Source organism: Azospirillum thermophilum, from assembly GCF_003130795.1.
Classification (GTDB): Bacteria; Pseudomonadota; Alphaproteobacteria; order Azospirillales; family Azospirillaceae; genus Azospirillum; species Azospirillum thermophilum.
Genome location: NZ_CP029357.1, coordinates 206,949 through 229,049 on the forward strand (window position 1 = coordinate 206,949; position 22,101 = coordinate 229,049).

The following is a 22,101-nucleotide window of genomic DNA, read 5'->3' on the forward strand; positions in this document are numbered from 1 at the left end:
GGAGAAAGCGCCGTGCGCCGAACGTCGCAACCCGGTCCGGGCCCATGCTTCTCTCTGGCGTTTTGGCCGGCGATGTTCCACTAGATGCGCCTCGCGCCACCACCTGTCACCACTCACCGCCGGGGGGCAGACCTTCCGGAAGCGCGGGCCCGAAGCGCAGGCCCGACGCGCGGGTATGAGGAGCCGTTCCGATGTCCGTCGATCTCCTGGGCCTCTCGCTGTTCCTGCTGCAGCAGATGTGCGTCTATCTGGTGGTGGCCTATCTGCTGAGCCGGACGAAGATCTTCATCCCGCTCACCCACGTCACCATCCGGCCGCCGCACAAGCTGACCTGCTACGTCATCTTCTCGCTGTTCTGCATCATGGGAACCATCCTCGGCATGCCGGTGGTCCACGCCATCGCCAACACGCCGGCGATCGGCGCCACGCTCGGCGGGCTTCTCGGCGGGCCGCTGGTCGGGCTGGCGGTCGGGGTGACCGGCGGTCTGCACCGCTATTCGCTGGGCGGCGCCTTCGCGCTCGCCGCCGGCATCGACATCGTGGTGCAGGGGCTGCTGGGCGGCCTCGTCCACCGCCATCTGGTCCGGCAGGGCAGGATCCGCACCCTGTTCGACCCCTACAAGGCCGGCGCCCTCACCTTCATCGGCGTGGTCCTGGAACTGCTGATCGACCTCGCGGTGGCGAAGCCCTTCGACCAGACGCTGGAGATCGTCCGGCTGATCGCCATCCCGGAGCTGATCGCCAACTCGCTGGGGGCGGCGATGTTCATGGGCATCCTGCTCGACCGCCGCGCGCTGATCGAGCGGCAGTCCAGCATCTTCTCGGCCAAGGCGCTCGCCATCGCGGCGCGGGCCGACGGCGTGCTGCGCCGCGGCTTCAACCAGGAGAACAGCCAGACCGTCGCCCGCATCATCTACGAGGAGACGGGAGTCGGCGCGGTCGCCATCACCGACCGCGAGAAGATCCTGGCCTTCATCGGCATCGGCGACGACCACCATCTCCCCGGCACGCCGATCTCCTCGGCCAGCACGCTGGAGGCCATCACCTACAACCAGGTCATCTATGCCGACGGCAACGAGGTGGCCTACCAGTGCTCGATCAGCCCGACCTGCCGGCTCGGGTCCTCGCTGGTCATCCCGCTGGTCGGCGAGGACAACCACGTCATCGGCACGATCAAGCTCTACGAGCCGAAGAGCAAGCTGTTCTCCACCATCAACCGCACGCTGGGCGAGGGCATCGCCAAGCTGCTGTCCAGCCAGATCCTGGCCGGCCGCTACGAGCAGCAGAAGGCCCTGCTCGCCCAGGCGGAGATCAAGCTGCTGCACGCCCAGGTCAACCCGCACTTCCTGTTCAACGCGCTGAACACCATCGCGGCGGTCACCTGCGACGACCCGGAGAAGGCGCGCGACCTGATCGGCGACCTCTCGACCTTCTTCCGCATGAACCTGAAGCGGCCGAGCGAGGAGGCCTCGCTGTCGGAGGAGATCGAGCATGTGAACGCCTACCTGCAGATCGAGCTCGCCCGCTTCTCCGACCAGCTCACGGTCGAGGTCGACATCCCGGACTCGCTCGGCTGGGTGCGGCTGCCGACCTTCACGCTCCAGCCTGTCGTGGAAAATTCCATCAAGCACGGCACGTCCCAGTTGCTGCGTCCCGGCCGCGTTTCCATAAAGGCCCGTCAGGACGGGGAAGATCTCGTTCTCGATGTGGAAGACAACGCCGGGCTTTACGAGCCGAAACCGGCGGGCAAGGGCCTCGGCATGAGCCTTGTCGACCGCCGCATCAAGAACTGTTTCGGCGCGTCCTATGGTGTTACCGTCACGTCCGAGCGCGACGTCTTCACCCGCGTCTCGATCCGGGTCCCTCTGGAGGCCGCTTCCAAATGATCAACGTCCTCATCGTCGATGACGAGCCGCTGGCTCGCAAGGAGCTTCGCCGTGTCCTCTCCAAGGCCGAGGACATCGCCATCATCGGGGAATGCAGCAACGCCATCGACGCGGTGGGCATGATCAACCGGGAGAAGCCGGACGTCGTCTTCCTCGACATCCAGATGCCGCGGGTCAGCGGGATCGAGATGCTGAGCATGCTCGACCACGAGAAGATGCCCCACATCGTCTTCCTGACCGCCTACGACGAATACGCGGTGCAGGCCTTCGAACAGCACGCCTTCGACTATCTGCTGAAACCGGTCAACCAGGCCCGCCTCGACAAGACGCTGCAGCGCCTGCGCCGCGACCGCGAGCCGCAGAAGATCGGCCTGCTGCCCGGCGCCAACCAGCTCCGCCAGATCCCCTGCTTCGGCCAGCACCATGTCCAGCTCCTGCGGATGGAGGAGGTGGAGTATGTCGCCTCGGGCATCAGCGGGGTCTATGTCGTCGCCACCGACGGCAGCGAGAAGCCGACCGCCCTGCCGCTGCACATCCTGCAGGACCGCACGCCGCTGCTGCGCTGCCACCGGCAGTATCTCGTCAACGTCGACTATATCGAGAAGATCAACTTCCTGGAAAACGGCCTCGCCGAGATCCACACCAGGCGCGGCCACGTCATCCCGGTCAGCCGCCGTTTCTTCCCCCAGATCAAGGAGCGGCTCGGCATCCTGTGACGCGCCGCCGCCGCCGCCCAGTCCGGCGGCGCGGCATGCGGCCGGCGGCTCCTTGCCCTGCAAAGGCCGGGCTACCCGCGCGCACCTTCCCCTGCTAGGCTTCGCGTCCGACGTGCAGGACGGGGGCGGGAATGTCGATCGCAGGGAAACGGGGATCCATGTTCGCGGGCCGCGACGCGGCGAGGCGGCGATGAGGGGGCCCGACCGTCACGCGATCCGCCGCCACGCGATCCGCCGCCGCGCCCTGTTCGGCCTGCCGCTGGCCGTCGCCGCCCTGCACCCGGCGGTCGGCCCCGCCCTGGCGGCGGGAAAGCCGCGCAGCCACGCCGCGACCTACGGCTATGCCCCCTTCGCGACGGAGCATCTGATCCCCGGCGCCGACCTCGACCTCTCCACGGTCGATCCGGACCACCCCGCCGCCCGGGTGATCGCCCTGACCATCGACGACGGCCCCGACCCGCAGGACCTGCGCATCCTGGAGGTGCTGCGCCGCCACGGCGCCGGGGCGACCTTCTTCTTCATCGGGCGCAAGCTGGACCGGCAGCATGATCTGACCACCCAGGTCGCCGCGTCGGGCCACGAGATCGGCAGCCATAGCTGGGAGCATCCGATGATGACGGACCTGCCGCCGGCCGGCCAGCTCCGCAGCCTGGACGCCACCAATGCCGCGTTCGGCCGGATCGGCCTCCGCCCGGCGTGGTTCCGTCCGCCCTATGGCGACTTCGACGCGGCGGTCGAGGCGGCGGCCCGCGCCCGCGGCCTGCAGACCGTGCTGTGGACCGTCGACAGCCAGGACTGGAAGGGGACCGACGCCGCGACCATCGGCCGCCGGGTGGTCGACCGTCTCCATCCCGGCGCGGTCGTGCTGATGCACAGCACCAAACCCGCCTCGCTGCAGGCCCTGCCGGACATCCTGGCGGCCGGGGCCAGCCGGGGCTACCGCTTCGTCACCCTGTCGGCGTGGCGGGAGGCGATGCGGCAGGCGGTCACCGTCCCGATGGCGCTCCATCTCGGGGAGCCCGGTCGCCCAGCAGCTCCGCGATGACGAAACCGGGCAGGCGGGCGAGCGCGGAATCGTCGCGCCCGCTCTCCTCCTGCCAGGACCGGTGCCGCTCCATGGCCCGGCGCAGCAGATCGGCGCGCCGGGCCGCCGGGGCCGCCGCCAGCGCCGTGTCCAGGCTGGTCAGATAGGGCGGGAAGGCCGCCTCCGGACCGGCGAGGCCGACCTCCCGGCCCTCCGGATCGAACCACGCCTCGGCCGGGCCGGTGTCCTCGCGCGGCGGGATCACCATGCCGCCGGCATAGCCGGTGGGCTGCACCACCTTCCAGCCCTTGCGGCTCGGCCCGGTCGTCCAGCCGAGCGCCCGCGCCACGGCGATCGTCTCGCTGCGCCCCGGCACCTGCCGGGTGATGCGGACCAGCAGGTCGGCCAGATCGTCGGCCGGATCGGGCGTCGGCGCGGAACCGGGCATGGCTCTCTCCATCGGCGGGCGCGGGCAAAGGGGGTAGGGACTGAACCGCGCGGATGGTCACCTTCGTACAACAGAAGCGGACCGTCCCGCGATGATAGCATCGGGGACGCGCTGAAACGATATGGGCCAAGCGAAACGGCCCAAGCGAAACAGGCCGAACGGGGCGGGGAAGGCGGTGAAGGTGCTGCTGCTGGGTTTTCTGGTGACTCTGGTCCTGCTGCTCGCCGGGCCGGCCTATGTGATCGCCTCCGGCGCCGCGTCGCTCGGCGTCGACTGGACCAGGGCGGACCGACGGCCGGCCGGGCTCGCCCCCGATGCCGCCACGACGCCGGAGGCGGTGGTGCAGGTCTATGCCGCGCGCGCCCTGTCCTGGCGGGGCGCCTTCGGCGTGCATCCCTGGTTCGCGGTCAAGCCGGCGGGGGCGGGGAGCTACACGGTCTACGAGGTGATCGGCTGGCGGCTCTACCGCGGCCTGCCGGTCGTGTCGGTCAGCAACCGCGACCCGGACGGGCGCTGGTTCGGCTCCCAGCCCGCCGTGCTGGCCGAACTGCGCGGCGCCGCGGCCGAGGCGGCGATCCCCAGGATCGCGGAGGCCGCCGCGAGCTACCCCTATCCGCGGGACTACCGGGTCTGGCCCGGCCCCAACAGCAACACCTTCGCCGCCTGGGTCGGGCGGGCGGTGCCGGAACTGCGGCTCGACCTGCCGTCCACCGCGCTCGGCAAGGACTATCTCGGCGGCAGCCTGATCGCGCGGGCGCCCAGCGGCACCGGCTGGCAGCTCAGCCTGTTCGGCGTCGCCGGCATCCTGCTGGCGGTGGAGGAGGGGCTGGAGGTCAACCTGCTCGGCCTGACGGTCGGCGTCGATCCGCTCGACCTCGCGGTGAAGCTGCCGGGGCTGGGCCGCATCGCGCTGCGCCCCGACGCCCCGGTCATTCCCCCGCCGGCACGGACGGCGGACGCCCCGGCGGACGGAACCGGCTGAGAGGGGGGCCGACGGCGCGGGCCGTCAGAAGCCGTTGCGCCGCGCCACCTCCCGGTACCAGAAGGCGCTCTTCTTCGGGACGCGGCGCATCGTCTCGCGGTCGATGAACAGGAAGCCGTAGCGCTTCTTGTAGCCGTTCAGCCAGCTGAAGTTGTCCATCAGCGCCCACATGTAATAGCCGCGGACGTTCATGCCGTCGGCGATGGCGCCGTGGATGACCTCCAGATGCTCGCGGACGAAGTCGATGCGGTACTGGTCGTCCACCGTGCCGTCGGCGTCCAGCGTCTCCTGCGCGCCGATGCCGTTCTCCGTCACGTAGATCGGCAGGCCGGGGCGGTACCGGTGGGCGCGGGCCAGCAGGTCGCGCAGGCCCGGCGGATAGATCTCCCACGCCCAGTCCGTATAGCGGCCCTTCGGATTCCTGACGAACTTGAACAGCCCCTTGATCGAGAAGTGGCAGTCCTCGTCCCTGTTGCCGGAGGTGTTGAGGCCGAACAGCGTCTCCGTCGCGTCGGCCGAGGCATAATGCGGGAAATAGTAGTTCACGCCGATGAAATCGACGCTGTCCGCGGCGACCATGTCGAGGTCCTCGCGCCGCATCTCCGGCAGGATGTGGTTGCGGCGGTAGAGCTCCACCGCATCCTCGGGGAACCGGCCGAGCAGGGCGGGGTCGATGAACCAGCGGTTGTAGACGGCGTCGGCGATCCGCGCGGCCTCGGCGTCGCGCGGGCTGTCGGTCGCCGGATAGACCGGGCACATGTTCTGCACGATGCCGATCTTCCCGTCGCCGCCCAGCCCGTGGAACAGCGCCACGGTGCGGGCATGCGTGACCATCAGGGTATAGGCGACCTGCACGGCGGCCCTGTAGTCGTGCTTCAGCGGCGGGTGCAGGGCGGTGACATAGCCGTTCAGCGTCGACCAGGACGGCTCGTTGAAGGTGGCCCACAGCTTGACCTGATCGCCGAACGCCTCGAAGCACACCCGCGCATAGCGCAGGAAGGCGTCCATCGTCGCCGGATTCTCCCAGCCGCCCGCCCGGGCCAGCGGCTGCGGCAGGTCCCAGTGGTAGAGCGTGACGTTCGGCTCGATGCCCGCCTCGATCAGGGCGGCGAACAGGCGGCGGTAGAAGGCGACGCCGGCCTCGTTCACCGCCCCCGTCCCGTCGGGGATGATGCGCGGCCAGGCGATCGACAGGCGATAGCCGGTATGGCCCAGCGCCTTCATCAGCGCCACATCCCCGGCCCAGCGGTGATAATGGTCGCAGGCGAGGTCGGGCGTCGCCTGCTGCCAGATCCGCTCGGGATGCTCGCGGCAGAAGACGTCCCACTGCGAATCCCCGCGGCCGTCCTCGCGCGTCGCCCCTTCGATCTGCAGCGCGGCGGTGGCGGAGCCCCATACGAAGCCCTGGGGAAACTGGAATTCCATATGCCGGTCCTTCCTGTCATCCGCCGGACCGGGGTCGGCAAGGTCCGGAGGGTGGCCAAGTCTGGAGGCCGCCGCCGCGCTTGGGAATTGCCCATTCGGTAGGGCCGGCCTACCGGTGCCGCCGCCAAGCCGGGGCTAGGCCGTTGGCAGGCGAATGAGTATGGTGCGCGCCCTTGTCGGGTCGGCGGCGATCTGCCGAACCCGGCGGACCGTGAAGAGGGGAGGGACGGGGGATGGGCATCAGGGAACCGCGTGTCGGCTGCGGAGCGGCGGTGCTGTCCGGGCGGCGCATCCTCCTGCTGCGCCGCCGCAAGGATCCGGAGGCCGGCTGCTGGGGCCTGCTCGGCGGCAAGGTCGACTGGATGGAGCCGGTGGAACAGGCCGCCATCCGCGAGGCGCGGGAGGAGATGGGGATCGTCATCCGGCCCGACCGGCTGCTCTGCGTCGTCGACCACATCGAACCGGACAAGGGCGAGCCCTGGACCGGCGAGCACTGGGTGGCCCCCGTCTACCTCGTCACGGACTTCGAGGGCGAACCCCGCATCCGGGAACCCGACAAGCACTCCGACTGGGGCTGGTTCGCGCTGGACGCGCTGCCGGACGACCTGACGGTCGCCGTTCGCTTCGCCGTGCGTGCGCTGGGCCACACCCCTCCGGTTACGACCGGCCGGCCGGCCGCTCCTTAACTTTCGGCTGTCTGGACAACGTCCCAGCGCAATGCTTGGTTAACACTGACGCCGGGTCCGCCGGGGCCGGCGGCCGGGATCGGAACAGGGAAGGGATGCCTCATGGACAAGCTTCACGCCATGCGCGTCTTCGTCCGGGTGGTCGAGGCCAACAGCTTCTCCAAGGCGGCCGACACGCTGGGCCTGCCGCGCGCCTCGGTCACCACCACCATCCAGAATCTGGAGGCCTCGCTCGGCGTGCGGCTGCTGCAGCGCACGACGCGGCGGCTGAACCTGACGCTGGACGGTGCCGCCTATCTGGAAGGAGCCAACCGCATCCTGTCCGAGCTGGAGGAGCTGGAATCGACCTTCACCACCGCCAGCAAGATGCCGCGCGGCCGGCTGCGGGTGGACATGCCGGGCGCCATCGGGCGGCTGGTCATCATCCCGTCGATCCACGAGTTCCACCAGCAATATCCCGAGATCGACGTCATGATCGGCCTCAGCGACCGGCCCATCGACCTGATCCAGGAGGGGGTGGACTGCGTCATCCGGCTCGGCCGGCTGGAGGATTCGAGCCTGGTGGCGCGCCGCATCGGCGCCATGCAGCAGGTCACCTGCGCCAGCCCGGAATATCTCGCCGCCCGCGGCGCGCCGCAGACCATCGCCGACCTGGAGAACCACGTCGCGGTCAACTACTTCGGCAGCCGCACCGGACGCACCGTCAACATGTGCTTCCAGAGCGACGGCGAGACCATCGAGGTGCCGATGAAGAGCGTCGTCTCCGTCAACGACGCCGACGCCTACGTCACCTGCGGGCTGGAGGGTCTCGGCCTGTTCCAGCCGGGCCGCTTCATGGTGCTGCCGCATCTGCGCAGCGGCGCCCTGCGCGAGGTGCTGCGCGACTGGCGCCCGCCGCCCAAGCCGATCTCCGCCGTCTATCCGCAGAACCGCCACCTCTCGCCCAAGGTCCGCGTCTTTGTGGATTGGCTGGTCGAGCTGTTCGAGCGCTGCCCCCTGCTGCAGGGCGAGGACGAGGGCGACGAGGTCTGCGCCACCGGCCGCCTCGACCGCCCGGCCCCCGCGCCGGAGCTGGAGACCGAGACCACCTGCGACTGCGTGGCGTGAGGGAGCGCGGCAACGCACCGGATGGCCCGGTTGAACAGCGGGCCCGGTTGTACGGATGGCCCCTCCGGCTTAAGCTGGCGCTCGCGTATCCGGTAAGGAAGCGAACCATGCAGATCGCGCGCAAGCCATCGGGACTTGGCTCCCTGCTGATCGACGGCGCTCCCGTTCTGACGCGGCGTCTCGGCCCCGTCGGCTTGGCCGTCGTCTGTGGCGCCTGCTGCTCGCTGGTCGCTCTGGCGATCCTCTGGGGAGCCGCTCATGCCGGCGGCCTTCGGCAAGGCCCGGCGGTCCTGTCCTTTCCGGTTGTCCTGGCGGCCTGCCTGGGCGCGCGGACCGGCTGGACCGCCTGGCGGCGCGCCTTCGACGCCCGGCGCTGACGGGCCTCCGCCCATCCGCATCCCCTGATGAACAGAGCCCATCACCGGTCGCTGATTGTTCGCGGACGGTGAATTGTGTTCCCGGTCCGGTGATCTTTATCCGACCGTCCCCGTCGGACAGACTTCCCTCCGTTGCAGTGCGGGAGGGGCGGTCGCCGCCGGATGCCGATGGGACGGTTCGCAGGACAGCTTGACGGGCGGGAGATCGCCGGCGCCGCACCGGGCGTCCGGCTCTCGGTCGCCGAGCGTGTCATCGCCGGCCACGCCCAGGACATCGCGCTGCGGCTCTACCGCCCGCTCGCCCTGGCGGTGGCCGCTGCGCCGGTGCTGCCGGCCGTCCTGTGGTTCCACGGCGGCGGCTTCACCACCGGCTCGCTCGACGAGGCGGAGGCGGCGGCTGCGGCCGTGGCGGAGGGGGTGCCGGCCCTCGTCGTCTCGGTCGGCTACTCGCTGGCCCCGGCCTTCCCCTTCCCGGCGGCCATCGAGGACGCCCGGCGGACCGCCTGCTGGGTGGCGGGGGAGGCCGCGTCGCTCGGCGTCCGCCGCACCGGCATCGGCGTCGCCGGCCATGACGCCGGCGCCCACATCGCGGCGGCCCTGACCCTGATCGCCCGCGACCAGGGCCATCCGTTCATCGCCGGGCAGGCGCTGCTCGCCCCGATGCTCGACCCCAGCCTCACGCGCATCGCGGAGGAGCGGGACGGGCAGGAGGATCTCCGCAAGGCCTATGGCGAGGCGGTGCGGGAATGCGGCCGCTGCTTCCGCGCCTATCTGCCGGTCGCCACGCAGCGGCTGCATCCCTATGCGGCGCTGCTCGACTGCCGGCGGCTCGACCGGCTGCCGCCGGCGCTGATCGTCACCGCGGGCAACGACCCGCTGCGCCGGGAATCGGAACGCTATGCCTGCCGGCTGGCCGAGGCCGGCGTCGCGGCGCAGGTCCTGCGCTTCGCCGACGCCAGCCGCGCCGGGCTCGCCCGTCACGCCGGGGCGCTGTCCGCCGTCTCCCAGTTCCTGCGGCGCCGCCTGACCGGCGCCGAACCCTGACCCCAACCCTGACCCCAACCCCGAACCCCAGGATGCCGCTCATGTCCGGACATCGTACGAAGCTCGCCCTGCTCCTGGCGGCCGGTGTGTTCATCGCCGCCGGCGCTGCCCTCAACGTTTCCCGCAGCCCCGCCGACGCCCAGACCGCGGAGGCCCCGCAGGCGCCGCCCGCGCCCGAGGTGGACGTCGCCCCCGTGCTGTCCCGGCCGGTCACCGACTGGCAGTCCTACTCCGGCCGGCTGGAGGCGGTCGACCGGGTGGAGGTCCGGCCCCAGGTGCCGGGCACCATCACCGCCGTCCATTTCCGCAACGGCTCGCTGGTCAGGCAGGGCGACGTCCTGTTCACCATCGACCCGCGCCCCTACGAGGCGGAGGTCGCCCGCGCCGAAGCCCAGGTGGCCGCCGCCCAGGCGCGCGTCCGCTTCACCGCCGCCGACCTCGACCGCGCCCAGCGCCTGATCAGGGACGACACCATCTCCCGCCAGTCGCTCGACGGCAAGGAGAACGCCGCCCGCGAGGCCGCCGCCAACCTGAAGGCGGCGCAGGCGGCCCTCGACCTCGCGCGGCTCAATCTCGGCTACACCCGCGTCACCGCCCCGGTCGCCGGCCGCGTCTCGCGCGCCGAGCGCACGGTCGGCAACGTGGTGGCGGCCGGCGCCGCGGCGGAGCCGCTGACCACGCTGGTCTCGGTCTCGCCGATCTACGCCGCCTTCGAGGTGGACGAGCAGACCTATCTGCGCCACATCGCCTCGGTCCGCGATTCCCGCGACATCCCGGTGCAGCTCGGCCTCGCCAACGAGGAGGGCTATTCCCGCGAGGGCAAGGTGGAGCATGTCGACAACCGGCTCGACGTCGTGTCCGGCACGATCCGGGTGCGCGCACGCTTCGACAATCCCGACGGGATGCTGGTCCCCGGCCTTTACGCCCGCGTCAAGGTCGGCGGCGGCGCGCCGAAGGAGTCGCTGCTGGTGGACGAGCGCGCCATCGGCACCGACCAGGACAAGAAGTTCGTCCTCGCCGTCACGGCCGACGACACCGTGGAATACCGCCAGGTGAAGCTCGGCACCCTGCAGGACGGTCTGCGCGTGGTGACGACGGGGCTCGCCGCCGGCGACCGCGTGATCGTCAACGGCCTGCAGCACGCCCGTCCCGGCACCCGCATCCGCCCGAAGATGGTCGCCATGGGCGCCGACCGGCCCCGCACGCAGACGGTTTCCGTCGCCGCCTCCGGTCCCTGACGACACCGCCCACCCGCGAGATCCGTCATGAACATCTCAAAGTTCTTCATCGACCGGCCGATCTTCGCCGGCGTGCTGTCGGTCGCCCTGTTCCTCGCCGGGCTGATCGCGCTGTTCCGGCTGCCCATCTCGGAATATCCCGAGGTGGTGCCGCCCTCCGTCGTCGTGCGCGCCCAGTTCCCCGGCGCCAACCCCAAGGTCATCGCCGAGACCGTCGCCTCGCCGCTGGAAGAGCAGATCAACGGCGTCGAGAACATGCTCTACATGCAGTCGCAGGCGAACAGCGACGGCAACATGGCGCTGACCGTCACCTTCCGGCTCGGCACCGATCCGGACAAGGCGCAGCAGCTCGTGCAGAACCGGGTGGCGCAGGCCCTGCCGCGCCTGCCGCAGGACGTGCAGCGGCTGGGCGTCACCACGGTGAAGAGCTCGCCGACCCTGACCATGGTCGTGCACATCCTGTCGCCCAACGACCGGTACGACATGACCTACCTGCGCAACTACGCGCTGCTCAACGTCAAGGACCGGCTGACCCGCGTCGCCGGCGTCGGCGAGGTGCAGATCTGGGGCGCCGGCGACTATGCCATGCGCGTCTGGCTCGACCCGCAGAAGGTGGCGCAGCGCGGGCTGACCGCCGGCGACGTGGTGGCGGCGATCCGCGAGCAGAACATCCAGGTGGCGGCCGGCGTCATCGGCGCCTCGCCGACGCTGCCCGACGTGCCGCTGCAACTCTCCATCAACGCGCAGGGACGGCTGAAGACGCCGGAGGAGTTCGCCGGCATCGTGCTGAAGACCGGGGCCGACGGCGGCGTCACCTATCTGCGCGACGTGGCGCGGGTGGAGCTGGCCGCCGCCCAGTACGGCCTGCGCTCGCTGCTGAACAACAAGCCGGCGGTGGCGCTCGGCATCAACCAGACGCCGGACGCCAACGCGCTCTCCATCTCCGACGAGGTGCGGCGCGTCATGGCGGAGTTGAAGGCCGACATGCCGGAAGGCGTCGACTATTCCATCGTCTACGACCCGACCCAGTTCGTGCGGTCGAGCATCGAGGCCGTCATCCACACGCTGCTGGAGGCCATCGCGCTGGTCGTCCTGGTGGTCATCGTCTTCCTGCAGACCTGGCGCGCCTCGATCATCCCGCTGCTGGCGGTGCCGGTGTCGATCGTCGGCACCTTCTCGCTGATGCTGGCCTTCGGCTATTCGATCAACGCGCTGTCGCTGTTCGGCATGGTGCTGGCCATCGGCATCGTGGTCGACGACGCCATCGTCGTGGTGGAGAATGTCGAGCGCAACATCTCCGCCGGCCTGTCCGCCCGCGACGCCACCTACAAGGCGATGCAGGAGGTCAGCGGCCCGATCATCGCCATCGCGCTGACGCTGGTCGCCGTCTTCGTCCCGCTGGCCGCCATGCCCGGCCTGTCGGGCGAGTTCTACAACCAGTTCGCGATGACCATCGCGATCTCCACCGTCATCTCGGCCTTCAACTCGCTGACCCTGTCGCCGGCGCTGTCCGCCATCCTGCTGCGCGGCCACGACCAGCCGCAGGACCGGCTGACCCGCGTCATGAACCGGGTCTTCGGCGGCTTCTTCCGCCTGTTCAACCGCGTCTTCCACCGTGCCTCCGAAGGCTACGGCCGCGGCGTCGGCGGGGTGGTGCGGCGCAAGGGCGTGATGATGCTGCTCTATGTCGGGCTGATCGGGCTGACCGTCCTGCTCGGCCGCGCGGTGCCCACCGGCTTCGTTCCCCTGCAGGACAAGGAATATCTCATCAGCTTCGCCCAGCTTCCGACCGGCGCCTCGCTCGACCGGACGGAGGCGGTGATCCGCGAGATGACCGACATCGCGCTCGCCCGCCCCGGCGTCGAGAGCGCGGTGGCCTTCCCCGGCCTGTCGGTCAACGGCTTCACCAACAGCTCCAGCGCCGGCATCGTCTTCGTCACGCTGAAGCCCTTCGCCGAGCGCAAGGATCCCGCCCTGTCGGCCAACGCCATCGCCGGCGACCTGCAGAAGCGCTATGCCGGGCTGAAGGAGGCCTTCGTCGCCATCTTCCCGCCGCCGCCGGTGATGGGTCTCGGCACGCTGGGCGGCTTCAAGATGCAGATCGAGGACCGCGGGTCGCTGGGCTACGAGGCGCTGAACGCCGCCGTCGGCGCCTTCGTCGCCCGGGCAAGGCAGACGCCGGAGCTGGGGCCGACCTTCTCCAGCTACCAGATCAACGTGCCGCAGCTCGACGTCAACCTCGACCGCGTGAAGGCCAAGCAGCTCGGCGTCTCGGTCGGCGAGGTGTTCGAGACGATGCAGGTCTATCTCGGCTCGCTCTACGTCAACGACTTCAACGCCTTCGGCCGCGTCTACCAGGTGCGGGTGCAGGCCGACGCCCCCTTCCGCGCCCAGGCCGACGACATCGGCCAGTTGAAGACCCGCAACGACAGGGGGACCATGGTCCCGCTCTCCTCGCTGGTCACCGTCAACCAGAGCTACGGGCCGGAGATGGTGGTCCGCTACAACGGCTACACCGCCGCCGACATCAACGGCGGCCCGGCGCCGGGCTTCTCGTCCGGCCAGGCGGAGGCGGCGGCCGAGCGCATCGCGGCCGAGGTGCTGCCGCGCGGCGTGAAGTTCGAGTGGACCGACCTGACCTACCAGCAGATCCTCGCCGGCAACACCGCGCTGTGGGTGTTCCCGATCAGCGTGCTGCTGGTCTTCCTGGTGCTGGCGGCCCAGTACGAGAGCCTGACGCTGCCGCTCGCCATCCTGCTGATCGTGCCGATGAGCCTGATGTCGGCGCTGGGCGGCGTCTGGCTGACCGGGGGCGACAACAACATCTTCACCCAGATCGGCTTCATGGTGCTGGTCGGCCTGTCGGCGAAGAACGCCATCCTGATCGTCGAGTTCGCCCGCGAGCTGGAGCTTCAGGGCCGCAGCGTCGTCCAGGCCGCCATCGAGGCCAGCCGCCTGCGGCTGCGTCCCATCCTGATGACCTCCATCGCCTTCATCATGGGCGTGGTGCCGCTGGTCGTCTCGACCGGGGCGGGGGCCGAGATGCGGCACGCCATGGGTGTGGCGGTCTTCTTCGGCATGCTGGGCGTCACCCTGTTCGGGCTGGTGCTGACCCCGGTGTTCTACGTGCTGCTGCGCCGGCTGGCCGGGGCGGGGCGGCGCTCCTCCGCGGTTCCCGGCGACGGGCACATGGCCGCCGCCGCGGGCGACTGAGCGGCCGGTCCGGAACCTTCCTCAGGCTTGCGGGGTTGAGCCGGCATCCCCGCAAGCCGGCCCTCATGTCTGAAGGATCCCCCATGGCCCGCAGCTCCATCCGCCCCCTGGCGATCGTCACCGGCGCGTCCAGCGGCATCGGCCGCGAGCTTGCCAGGCTCTGCGTCGGGAACGGCTTCGACCTCGTCATCGCCGCCGACACGCCCGACATCGAGGAGGCCGCGCGCGAGTTGCGCGCCTCCGGCGCCTCGGTCGATGCCGTCCAGGCCGACCTCGCCACGCTGGACGGCGTCGATACCCTGTGGGCGGCGGTGAAGGGCCGGCCGGTCGACGCGCTGCTCGCCAACGCCGGACACGGGCTCGGCCACGGCTTCCTCGATCAGGACTTCGCCGAGGTCCGCCACGTCATCGACACCAACGTCACCGGCACCCTCTACCTGATCCGGAAGGCCGGGCGCGGCATGCGCGAGCGCGGGCAGGGCCGCATCCTCATCACCGGCTCGGTCGCCGGCTTCATGCCCGGCAGCTTCCAGGCGGTCTACAACGGCACCAAGGCCTTCATCGATTCCTTCTCCTTCGCCCTGCGCGAGGAGCTGAAGGACAGCGGCGTCACCGTCACCTGCCTGATGCCCGGCCCGACCGATACCGAGTTCTTCGAGCGCGCCGACATGACGGACACCGCCGTCGGCCAGGGGAAGAAGGACGACCCGGCGATGGTCGCGCAGACCGGCTTCGACGCCATGATGCGCGGCGACGGCGACGTGGTCGCCGGCTGGAAGAACAAGCTGCAGACCGCGATGGCGACGGTCACCCCCTCGGGCGTGCTCGCCGCCCAGCACCGCAAGATGGCCGAGCCCGGCTCCGGCACCCACTGACCCGTGCGCCTGCGGACGGGCGGGGCAGGGCTGCCGTTTGCGCGCGTAGGGCAGCCATGCCCGAGGGCCGGTTGACACCCCCGGGTCCGCCGGGCAGGACTCAAGGACACTGTTCGTCCTGATCGGTCCGCCTGACCGCCTCCGTCCCCCGGCGCGGCGCAGGCCTTCCGGAGCGCGCCACGGGCACGGCGCCTCGCGGACGGACCGGAAACCCTGCGGAGATCTCGGGTGCAGACTGTCCAGACCGGGCCGGCCCGGCACCATTGGCTCGGCGTCGCCGCGGCGGCGGCCGGCGTGTTCACGCTGGTGACCAGCGAGATGCTGCCGGTCGGGATCCTGCCGGCCGTCGCGGCGGAGATGGGGGTGACCGACGGGACGGTCGGCCTGATGGTCACCGCCCCCGGCCTCGTCGCCGCCGCCGCCTCGCCGCTGCTGATGCTGGCGATCGGCCGGCTCGACCGCCGCCTCTACCTCTGCCTGCTGATGGCCCTGCTGACCGTCGCCAACCTCGTCACCGCGGCGGCCCCCGGCTTCGCGGTGCTGCTCGGCGCGCGGCTCCTGGTCGGGCTCAGCATCGGCGGATTCTGGGCGCTCGCCGGCAGCCTCGCCCCGCGCCTCGTCCCGCCGGAATCGGTGGGGCGGGCGATGGCGCTGATCTTCGGCGGCGTCGCCGCGGCCTCGGTTCTCGGCGTGCCGGCGGGCACCCTGCTGGGCGAGCTGGCCGGCTGGCGGCTGACCTTCGTCGCGGCGGCGGTCCTCGCGGCCGTGGTGCTGGCCGGGCTCGCCCTGTCGCTGCCGCGGCTGCCGGCGACCCAGCCGGTGCGGCTGGCGAGCCTGCCGGCGGTCCTGCGCATCGAGGGGGTGCGGGTCGGCATCCTGTCCACCGCCCTGCTGGTGACCGGCCACTTCGCCGCCTACACCTTCGTCAACCCGATCCTGCAGCAGCTTTCCGGCATCGACGCCGGCCTGGTCGGCCCGCTTCTGCTGGTCTACGGCGTCGCCGGCATCGTCGGCAACGCGGTCGCCGGCGGGACCGCCGCGCGGGACGTGCGCCGGACGCTGATCGTCATCGTCGCCGCACTCTCCGCCACCCTGCTGCTGATGCCGCTGCTCGGCGCCGGCCCGGTCGGCGGTGTGGCCATGCTGGTGCTGTGGGGACTGTCCTATGGCGGCGTCTCGGTCAGCCTGCAGACGCTGATCGTCAAGACCGCCCCGCGGGCGACCGAGGCGGCGTCCTCCCTCTTCGCCGGGACCTTCAACCTGTCGATCGCGCTCGGCGCGCTGATCGGCGGCTGGACGGTCGACGGCGTCGGCCCGGCCAGCGTGCTGTGGCTCGGCGGGGCGTTCGTCCTGCTGACCGCCGCCGTGATGGTGCCCGCCCGGATCGCCGTCCGCGCCTGAGGCCAAGGTGCCCGAGGGCAGGGCAGGGGACCTCCCTAGCAGGCCGGGTCGACGAGCGCCGCGAGCCGCTCCAGCCCGGCCGGCGTGAAGGTCACCACGCGTCCGTCCTCGCGCCGCGCCCAGCCGGCCTCCAGGATGCGCGCCAGGATGGCGGCGCCCAGCGCGCCGCCCAGATGGTCGCGGCGCTCGCTCCAGTCCAGGCAGGCCCGGCACAGCGGCCGGCGCCCCTTCTCCAGCCGCCCCAGGTCGAGCCCGAACCCGGCGAAGACGGCGCGTCCCTTGTCGGTCAGCGCCAGCGCCCTGTCCCCACCGATCACGTCCCCACCGATCACGTCCCCGCCGATCACGTCCCCACCGATCACCTCCCCGGCGATCAGCCCCTGCCGCCGCGCGCCGGCCAGCAGCTCCACCCCGCGCTCCCCGGCGAGATGGTCGTAGCAGACGCGTGCCGAGCGCAGCGCCGCATCCTTCGGGCCCGTCCGCACCCGCGTCGCGCCGGTGCGCTGGGCAAGCCCCATCAGCGCCTCCAGCACCTGCGCCACGTCCGTGCCGGAGAGGCGGAAATAGCGGTGGCGCCCCTGCTTCTCGGCGACCAGCAGCCGGGCGGCCTCCAGCTTGGCGAGGTGGCCGCTGGCGGTCTGCAGGGTGACCCCCGCGACCCCGGCCAGCTCGCTCACGGTCAGCGCCCGGCCGTCCATCAGGGCGGTCAGGATGTTGGCCCGCGCCGGATCGCCGAGCAGGGCGGCGACCGATGCGATGACGGGGCCTTCCTTCATGGATGGTTCGATCGCTTTCATACTTCGACGCTAGCCGAAGCGACGCCGCCGCTCAATCCGCTATCAAGGGGGTGTCCATCCCCATCGGAGACCGTCTCCCCATGATCACCTGCTTCATCCGCTGCGAGATCGATCCGTTCAAGGTCGCCGCCTTCGACACCTGCGCCCGCAACCGGGGCCTCGCGTCCGCCCCCATGCACGGAGCTTGAGCGAGCCATGATCGCGGTGATCTTCGAAGTCCGGCCGGCCGAGGGCGAGACCGGGCACTATCTCGACCTCGCCGCGGCCCTGCGCGACGAGCTGTCCGGCATCGACGGCTTCCTGTCGATCGAGCGCTTCCAGAGCCTGACCGATCCGGGCAAGCTGCTGTCGCTCTCCTTCTGGCGCGACGAGGAGGCGGTCCGGCAGTGGCGGACCCGCGCCTCCCACCGCGCGACGCAGGCCAAGGGGCGCGGCGGGGTCTTCGCCGACTACCGCCTGCGCGTCGCCACCGTCATCCGCGACTACGGCCTGCACGACCGCGCCGAGGCCCCGCCGACAGCCGGGACGTTCACGGGACCGGATCCGGGGCGGGGACGACCTGATCCTCGACTTCACCCGCGGGGAGGACGTGAGCCGCTCGTCCGGGCGGCTCCCCGACGGGGCGTCAGGTCAGCCGTCCCTCGAAGAATCCGTATTGGATATAGTGCCTGGTGGCGGCGGCCGTGTCGTTGCCGAAGGCGGCCTTGAGGTCGGCATATCTGTCGAGATAATGCTGTGCGTCGAAGGTGATTCCCCGCCCCTCGCGCAGGCCGTAGGACAGGTAATGATGGGCCGCGGCCTCGGCATCGGTTCCGAAGGCTCCGATCAGGTCGCTGTAGGAGGCGGTATAGCTCAGGGCGTCGAAGATGATGCCGCGCCCCTCGTCGCGGCCGTATTCGAGATAATGGTGGACCGCGGCCGCGCCGTCGCTGCCGAAGGCGGCCCGCAGGTCGCTGTAGGAGGCCAGATAGGCCCAGGGGTTGAACCGGCTCTGCTCGATCGGCACCGCCGGTCCCGCCCCGATCCGCACCCGCTCGATGCCCGACAGCACGTCCTCTCCGTCGGGGCCGAAGGCGCGTTCGGTGCCGTCGATGTCACGCCAGACGATGGTGCCGGCGGCGAACACCGCCGTGTCCTCGCCGGCTCCGCCGATCAGCGTGTCGTTGCCCAATCCGCCGGTGATGATGTCCTCGATGCCGGTGCCCTGCAGGATCTCCGCCGCCGCCGTGCCGTTCACGACCGCGGCTTCCAGGTTGCGCCCCTGGGCGTAGCCTTCCAGAATGAACTGTCGGGTGGCCGCAACCGTGTCGTCGCCGAAGGCGGCCTTCAGATCGGCATATTTGTCGAGATAACGGTGCGCGTCGAAGACGATGCCCCGCCCTTCGCTGCGGCCATGTTCGAGATAGTGCCGGGCTGCGGCATCGACGTTGGTTCCGAAAGCTCCGATCAGGTCGCTGTAGGAGGCGGTATAGCTCAGGGTGTCGAAGATGATGCCGCGTCCCTCGTCGCGGCCGTATTCGAGATAATGGCGGACCGCGGCCGCGCCGTCGCTGCCGAAGGCGGCCCGCAGGTCGCTGTAGGAGGCCAGATAGGCCCAGGGGTTGAACCGGCTCTGCTCGATCGGCACCGCCGCTCCCGCCCCGATCCGCACCCGCTCGATGCCCGACAGCACGTCCTCTCCGTCGGGGCCGAAGGCGCGTTCGGTGCCGTCGATGTCACGCCAGACGATGGTGCCGGCGGCGAACACCGCCGTGTCCTCGCCGGCTCCGCCGATCAGCGTGTCGTTGCCCAATCCGCCGGTCAGCGTGTCGTTGCCGTCGCCGCCGCTCAGGCTGTCATTGCCGCTGCCGCCGGCGATCGCGTTGGCCAGGCTGTTGCCGGTGCCGGTGAAGGCGCCCGAGCCGAAGTAGGCCAGGTTCTCGAGGTTGGAGGTCTCGCCCAGCGTGTAGCCGCTCAGTGACGTGCGCACCGTGTCGATACCGCCATTCGCGATCTCGACGACGATATCGGCGCTGCTGTCCACGATGTAGACGTCGTCGCCGACGCCGCCGATCAGACTGTCGTTGCCCGCGCCGCCGTCCAGAGTATCGTTGCCTGCGCCGCCGCTCAGGTTGTCATTGCCGCTGCCGCCGGCGATCGCGTTGGCCAGGCTGTTGCCGGTGCCGGTGAAGGCGCCCGAGCCGATGAAGGCCAGGTTCTCGAGGTTGGAGGTCTCGCCCAGCGTGTAGCTGCCGAGCGACGTGCGCACCGTGTCGATACCGCCGTTCGCCGTCTCGACGACGATATCGGCGCTGCTGTCCACGATGTAGACGTCGTCGCCGGCGCCGCCGATCAGACTGTCGTTGCCCGCACCGCCGTCCAGCGTGTCGTTGCCCAATCCGCCGGTCAGCGTGTCGTTGCCCGCACCGCCGCTCAGGCTGTCATTGCCGCTGCCGCCGGCGATCGCGTTGGCCAGGCTGTTGCCGGTGCCGGTGAAGGCGCCCGAGCCGATGAAGGCCAGGTTCTCGAGGTTGGAGGTCTCGCCCAGCGTGTAGCTGCCGAGCGATGTGCACACCGTGTCGATACCGCCGTTCGCGATCTCGACGACGATATCGGCGCTGCTGTCCACGATGTAGACGTCGTCGCCGGCGCCGCCGATCAGACTGTCGTTGCCCGCGCCGCCGTCCAGCGTGTCGTTGCCGGCTCCGCCCGACAGCGTGTCGCTGAGCACGCCACCGGTGATCGCGTTGGCCAGGCTGTTGCCGGTGCCGGTGAAGGCGCCCGAGCCGATGAAGGCCAGGTTCTCGAGGTTGGAGGTCTCGCCCAGTGTGTAGCTGCTCAGCGACGTGCGCACCGTGTCGTTGCCGCCGTTCGCCATCTCGATGATGGTATCGGCGCTGCTGTCCACGATGTAGACGTCGTCACCGGCGCCGCCGACCAGCGTATCGCTGCCCTCCCTGCCGTCCAGCGTGTCGTTCCCGTCCCTGCCTTCCAGGCGATTGGCCAGGTCGTTGCCCGTGCCGGTGAATGCGCTCCCGCCGGTGTAGATCAGGGTCTCCACCCAAGGCGTGAGTTTGTAGCTGTCCAGTGAGGTGCGCACTGTATCATTGCCCCCGCCTCCCACTTCGTTGACGATATCGTTGACATTGTCTACGACGTATATGTCGTCACCCGCTCCGCCATCGAAACTGTCGCCGCCGGTCCCACCGTCCAGGCTGTCGTTGCCCGTGCCGCCGTCCAGCATATCGTTCCCGTCACCACCCAGCAGGACATCGTTGCCGTCGCCACCAATCAGGTTGTCGCTTCCGCCGGCGCCCAACAACGTGTCGTTGCCGCTTCCGCCGGTGAGCGTGTCGTTCCCGTCACCACCGGTGATCACGTTGGCCAAGCTGTTGCCGGTGCCGTTGAAGGCGCCGGAACCGATGAACGTCAGCTGCTCCAGATTGTTGCTCAGGCTGTAATTGGCGACGCGGGCCCGCACCTCATCGAAACCCGAATTGACCTGCTCGAAGACCACATCGGCAACGTCATCGACATAGTACACGTCATCACCGGCCCCACCCGACAGCGTGTCGATCCCCCCACCGCCGTCCAGCGTATCATTGCCACTCCCGGAGGTGATGACATTGTTCTTCAGGTTCCCGGTGCCGATGAAGGTTACAATGTCGGTACCGGCGTATGTCAGATTCTCAACCTCTTCCTTGTCTGCCAACGTGTATTCGGTCAGGGAGGTGCGTATCTCGTCAATGCCTTCCCCCGCCTTCTCGATGATGCGGATGTTTTTATCACTGATGATATAGAGGTCGTCGCCGCCACCACCGGCCAACGTCGATCCTTCCGGGCCCCAGAGGCGATTGTTCAACGCGTTGCCGATGCCGGTGAATGGGCCGTTGCCGGTGTAGGTCAGCTTCTCCACGCCGTCGGGAAGAGTATAGGTGGAGAGGGTGGTGTACACCTCGTCGATGCCGGCCCCGGCGGCCTCGACAATGGTCACGCCTTCGCCATACACCATGTAGATGTCGTTGCCGTTGCCCCCTTCGAGCGTGTCCTCCCCCTTCGCGCCCTCCAGCGTGTCGTTGCCATCCTTTCCCTTGATATGATTGGCCAACGCATTGCCGGTCCCGCGGAACGCTCCCGGACCGGTGTAGGTCAGGTTCTCCACGTCGGGGGTGCTTGCCAAGCTGTAGCTGCTGAGGCTGGTGCGCACCTCATCGATGCCTTCGCCGGCCAGCTCCGTGATGCGGTCGCTGTTGCTGTCGACGATGTAGACGTCGTTTCCCGCGCCACCAACCATGGAGTCGTCGCCGGAACCGCCATCCAGGATGTCGTCGCCGTCGCCGCCGATCAGCGTATCGTTGCCCGCGAAGCCGTACAGCGCGTCGTTGCCCGTCAGGCCCTCCAGCAGATCGTTGCCACTGGTACCGTACAGCGTGTCGTTGCCCGGAGTGCCCAACATGAGAATTCCCTTTTTGGAGAGTAGCGGGTCGCCGCACCCGTTCCATAACAGTCATCAGGCTGTTTTTCAACCAAGGGCTTTTCTCTCCGGAGGGTCTTGCCGAATGTGTTCAGGACATGCGTACGCAACAACCAAAACGAGATTCAATTAGCAAATAACAAAATTTGATTCTGCATTCAACAAAAATGATAAATGATTGCTCATCATGCTGATAAAGCGCAGTATAACTCGTACTAATGGCGTCCAAAAACCTACCTTGAATACTGTAATTATATTCATCAGGACCACACGATGCGGTCCTTTCGAGGCCATACGGGATGCGGCAGCGCCTTTGGACGAAATGGCGCGGTAAGGGCGGGGGAGGCGCGTCGGAGTCACGCCGGCCCGCCGCGCCGTCGCAACCGTGGCGGAAGGCCGACACTTCCATATTACGCCGGACTGACATTT

The 22,101-nt window shown here is 69.6% G+C and carries 16 protein-coding genes and 2 pseudogenes; 14 read left to right on the plus strand and 4 right to left on the minus strand.

Annotated elements, in window-relative coordinates:
• The first annotated feature begins 191 nt into the window (after positions 1-191).
• The 3 genes from DEW08_RS25880 (at position 192) to DEW08_RS25890 (ending at position 3,647) form a co-directional block, all read left to right on the plus strand.
• Positions 192-1,886, plus strand: coding sequence for a sensor histidine kinase (locus DEW08_RS25880; RefSeq protein ID WP_109332759.1), 1,695 nt, complete (start codon positions 192-194; stop codon positions 1,884-1,886).
• Positions 1,883-2,602, plus strand: coding sequence for a two-component system response regulator BtsR (btsR, locus tag DEW08_RS25885; protein ID WP_109332760.1), 720 nt, complete (start codon positions 1,883-1,885; stop codon positions 2,600-2,602). The genes DEW08_RS25880 and btsR overlap by 4 nt, the downstream gene beginning before the upstream one ends.
• Before the next feature lie 190 nt (positions 2,603-2,792).
• On the plus strand, positions 2,793-3,647 hold the full coding sequence (locus DEW08_RS25890) for a polysaccharide deacetylase family protein (protein WP_109332770.1): 855 nt from the start codon (positions 2,793-2,795) through the stop codon (positions 3,645-3,647).
• On the opposite strand, the gene DEW08_RS25895 is transcribed toward DEW08_RS25890, so the two are convergent.
• Positions 3,589-4,074: a hypothetical protein gene (locus DEW08_RS25895; protein ID WP_109332771.1), complete on the minus strand. Its 486-nt coding sequence runs from the start codon at positions 4,072-4,074 to the stop codon at positions 3,589-3,591. The genes DEW08_RS25890 and DEW08_RS25895 overlap by 59 nt on opposite strands.
• A 175-nt stretch (positions 4,075-4,249) precedes the next feature.
• On the opposite strand from DEW08_RS25895, the gene DEW08_RS25900 reads away from it, so the two are divergent.
• Positions 4,250-5,056 carry a DUF3750 domain-containing protein gene (locus tag DEW08_RS25900; RefSeq protein ID WP_245987000.1) on the plus strand — a complete coding sequence of 269 codons (807 nt, stop codon included), beginning with the start codon at positions 4,250-4,252 and terminating at the stop codon, positions 5,054-5,056.
• Positions 5,057-5,080: 24 nt separating this feature from the next.
• Here the strand turns inward: DEW08_RS25900 and DEW08_RS25905 are convergent, their stop codons facing one another.
• Positions 5,081-6,481 (minus strand): GH1 family beta-glucosidase, encoded by a 1,401-nt coding sequence (locus DEW08_RS25905; protein ID WP_109332774.1) that lies wholly within the window; start codon positions 6,479-6,481, stop codon positions 5,081-5,083.
• 233 nt (positions 6,482-6,714) lie between these two features.
• Between DEW08_RS25905 and DEW08_RS25910 the strand changes: the two genes are divergently transcribed.
• The 8 genes from DEW08_RS25910 to DEW08_RS25945 all read left to right on the plus strand — a co-directional run bounded on the left by DEW08_RS25910 (position 6,715) and on the right by DEW08_RS25945 (position 16,422).
• On the plus strand, positions 6,715-7,167 hold the full coding sequence (locus tag DEW08_RS25910; RefSeq protein WP_109332775.1) for an NUDIX domain-containing protein: 453 nt from the start codon (positions 6,715-6,717) through the stop codon (positions 7,165-7,167).
• A 102-nt stretch (positions 7,168-7,269) separates the two neighbouring features.
• On the plus strand, positions 7,270-8,274 hold the full coding sequence (locus DEW08_RS25915; RefSeq protein ID WP_109332779.1) for a LysR family transcriptional regulator: 1,005 nt from the start codon (positions 7,270-7,272) through the stop codon (positions 8,272-8,274).
• Positions 8,275-8,381: 107 nt separating this feature from the next.
• Entirely contained in the window at positions 8,382-8,651 is a 270-nt protein-coding gene (locus DEW08_RS25920; RefSeq protein ID WP_109332780.1) for a hypothetical protein, read from the plus strand.
• Between the two features lie 162 nt (positions 8,652-8,813).
• Positions 8,814-9,695, plus strand: a complete 882-nt coding sequence (locus DEW08_RS25925) for an alpha/beta hydrolase (protein ID WP_425429140.1) — start codon at positions 8,814-8,816, stop codon at positions 9,693-9,695.
• Positions 9,696-9,736: 41 nt separating this feature from the next.
• On the plus strand, positions 9,737-10,933 hold the full coding sequence (locus DEW08_RS25930) for an efflux RND transporter periplasmic adaptor subunit (protein WP_109332790.1): 1,197 nt from the start codon (positions 9,737-9,739) through the stop codon (positions 10,931-10,933).
• 27 nt (positions 10,934-10,960) lie between these two features.
• Positions 10,961-14,146, plus strand: a complete 3,186-nt coding sequence (locus tag DEW08_RS25935; protein ID WP_109332795.1) for an efflux RND transporter permease subunit — start codon at positions 10,961-10,963, stop codon at positions 14,144-14,146.
• Between the two features lie 83 nt (positions 14,147-14,229).
• Positions 14,230-15,021, plus strand: coding sequence for an SDR family NAD(P)-dependent oxidoreductase (locus DEW08_RS25940; RefSeq protein ID WP_109332796.1), 792 nt, complete (start codon positions 14,230-14,232; stop codon positions 15,019-15,021).
• Between the two features lie 228 nt (positions 15,022-15,249).
• Positions 15,250-16,422, plus strand: coding sequence for an MFS transporter (locus DEW08_RS25945; protein ID WP_245987001.1), 1,173 nt, complete (start codon positions 15,250-15,252; stop codon positions 16,420-16,422).
• Between the two features lie 35 nt (positions 16,423-16,457).
• Here the strand turns inward: DEW08_RS25945 and DEW08_RS25950 are convergent, their stop codons facing one another.
• Complete coding sequence (locus DEW08_RS25950) at positions 16,458-17,198, minus strand: ArsR/SmtB family transcription factor (protein WP_109332800.1); 741 nt, start codon at positions 17,196-17,198, stop codon at positions 16,458-16,460.
• 101 nt (positions 17,199-17,299) lie between these two features.
• On the opposite strand from DEW08_RS25950, the pseudogene DEW08_RS25955 reads away from it, so the two are divergent.
• Positions 17,300-17,383 (plus strand): annotated as a pseudogene (locus tag DEW08_RS25955) (NIPSNAP family protein); the annotation flags it as partial.
• A 31-nt stretch (positions 17,384-17,414) separates the two neighbouring features.
• A pseudogene (locus DEW08_RS25960) lies at positions 17,415-17,782 on the plus strand (antibiotic biosynthesis monooxygenase family protein).
• Positions 17,783-17,844: 62 nt separating this feature from the next.
• Here DEW08_RS25960 and DEW08_RS32920 read toward each other — a convergent pair.
• Entirely contained in the window at positions 17,845-21,654 is a 3,810-nt protein-coding gene (locus DEW08_RS32920) for a beta strand repeat-containing protein (protein ID WP_109332802.1), read from the minus strand.
• Positions 21,655-22,101: the final 447 nt, after the last annotated feature.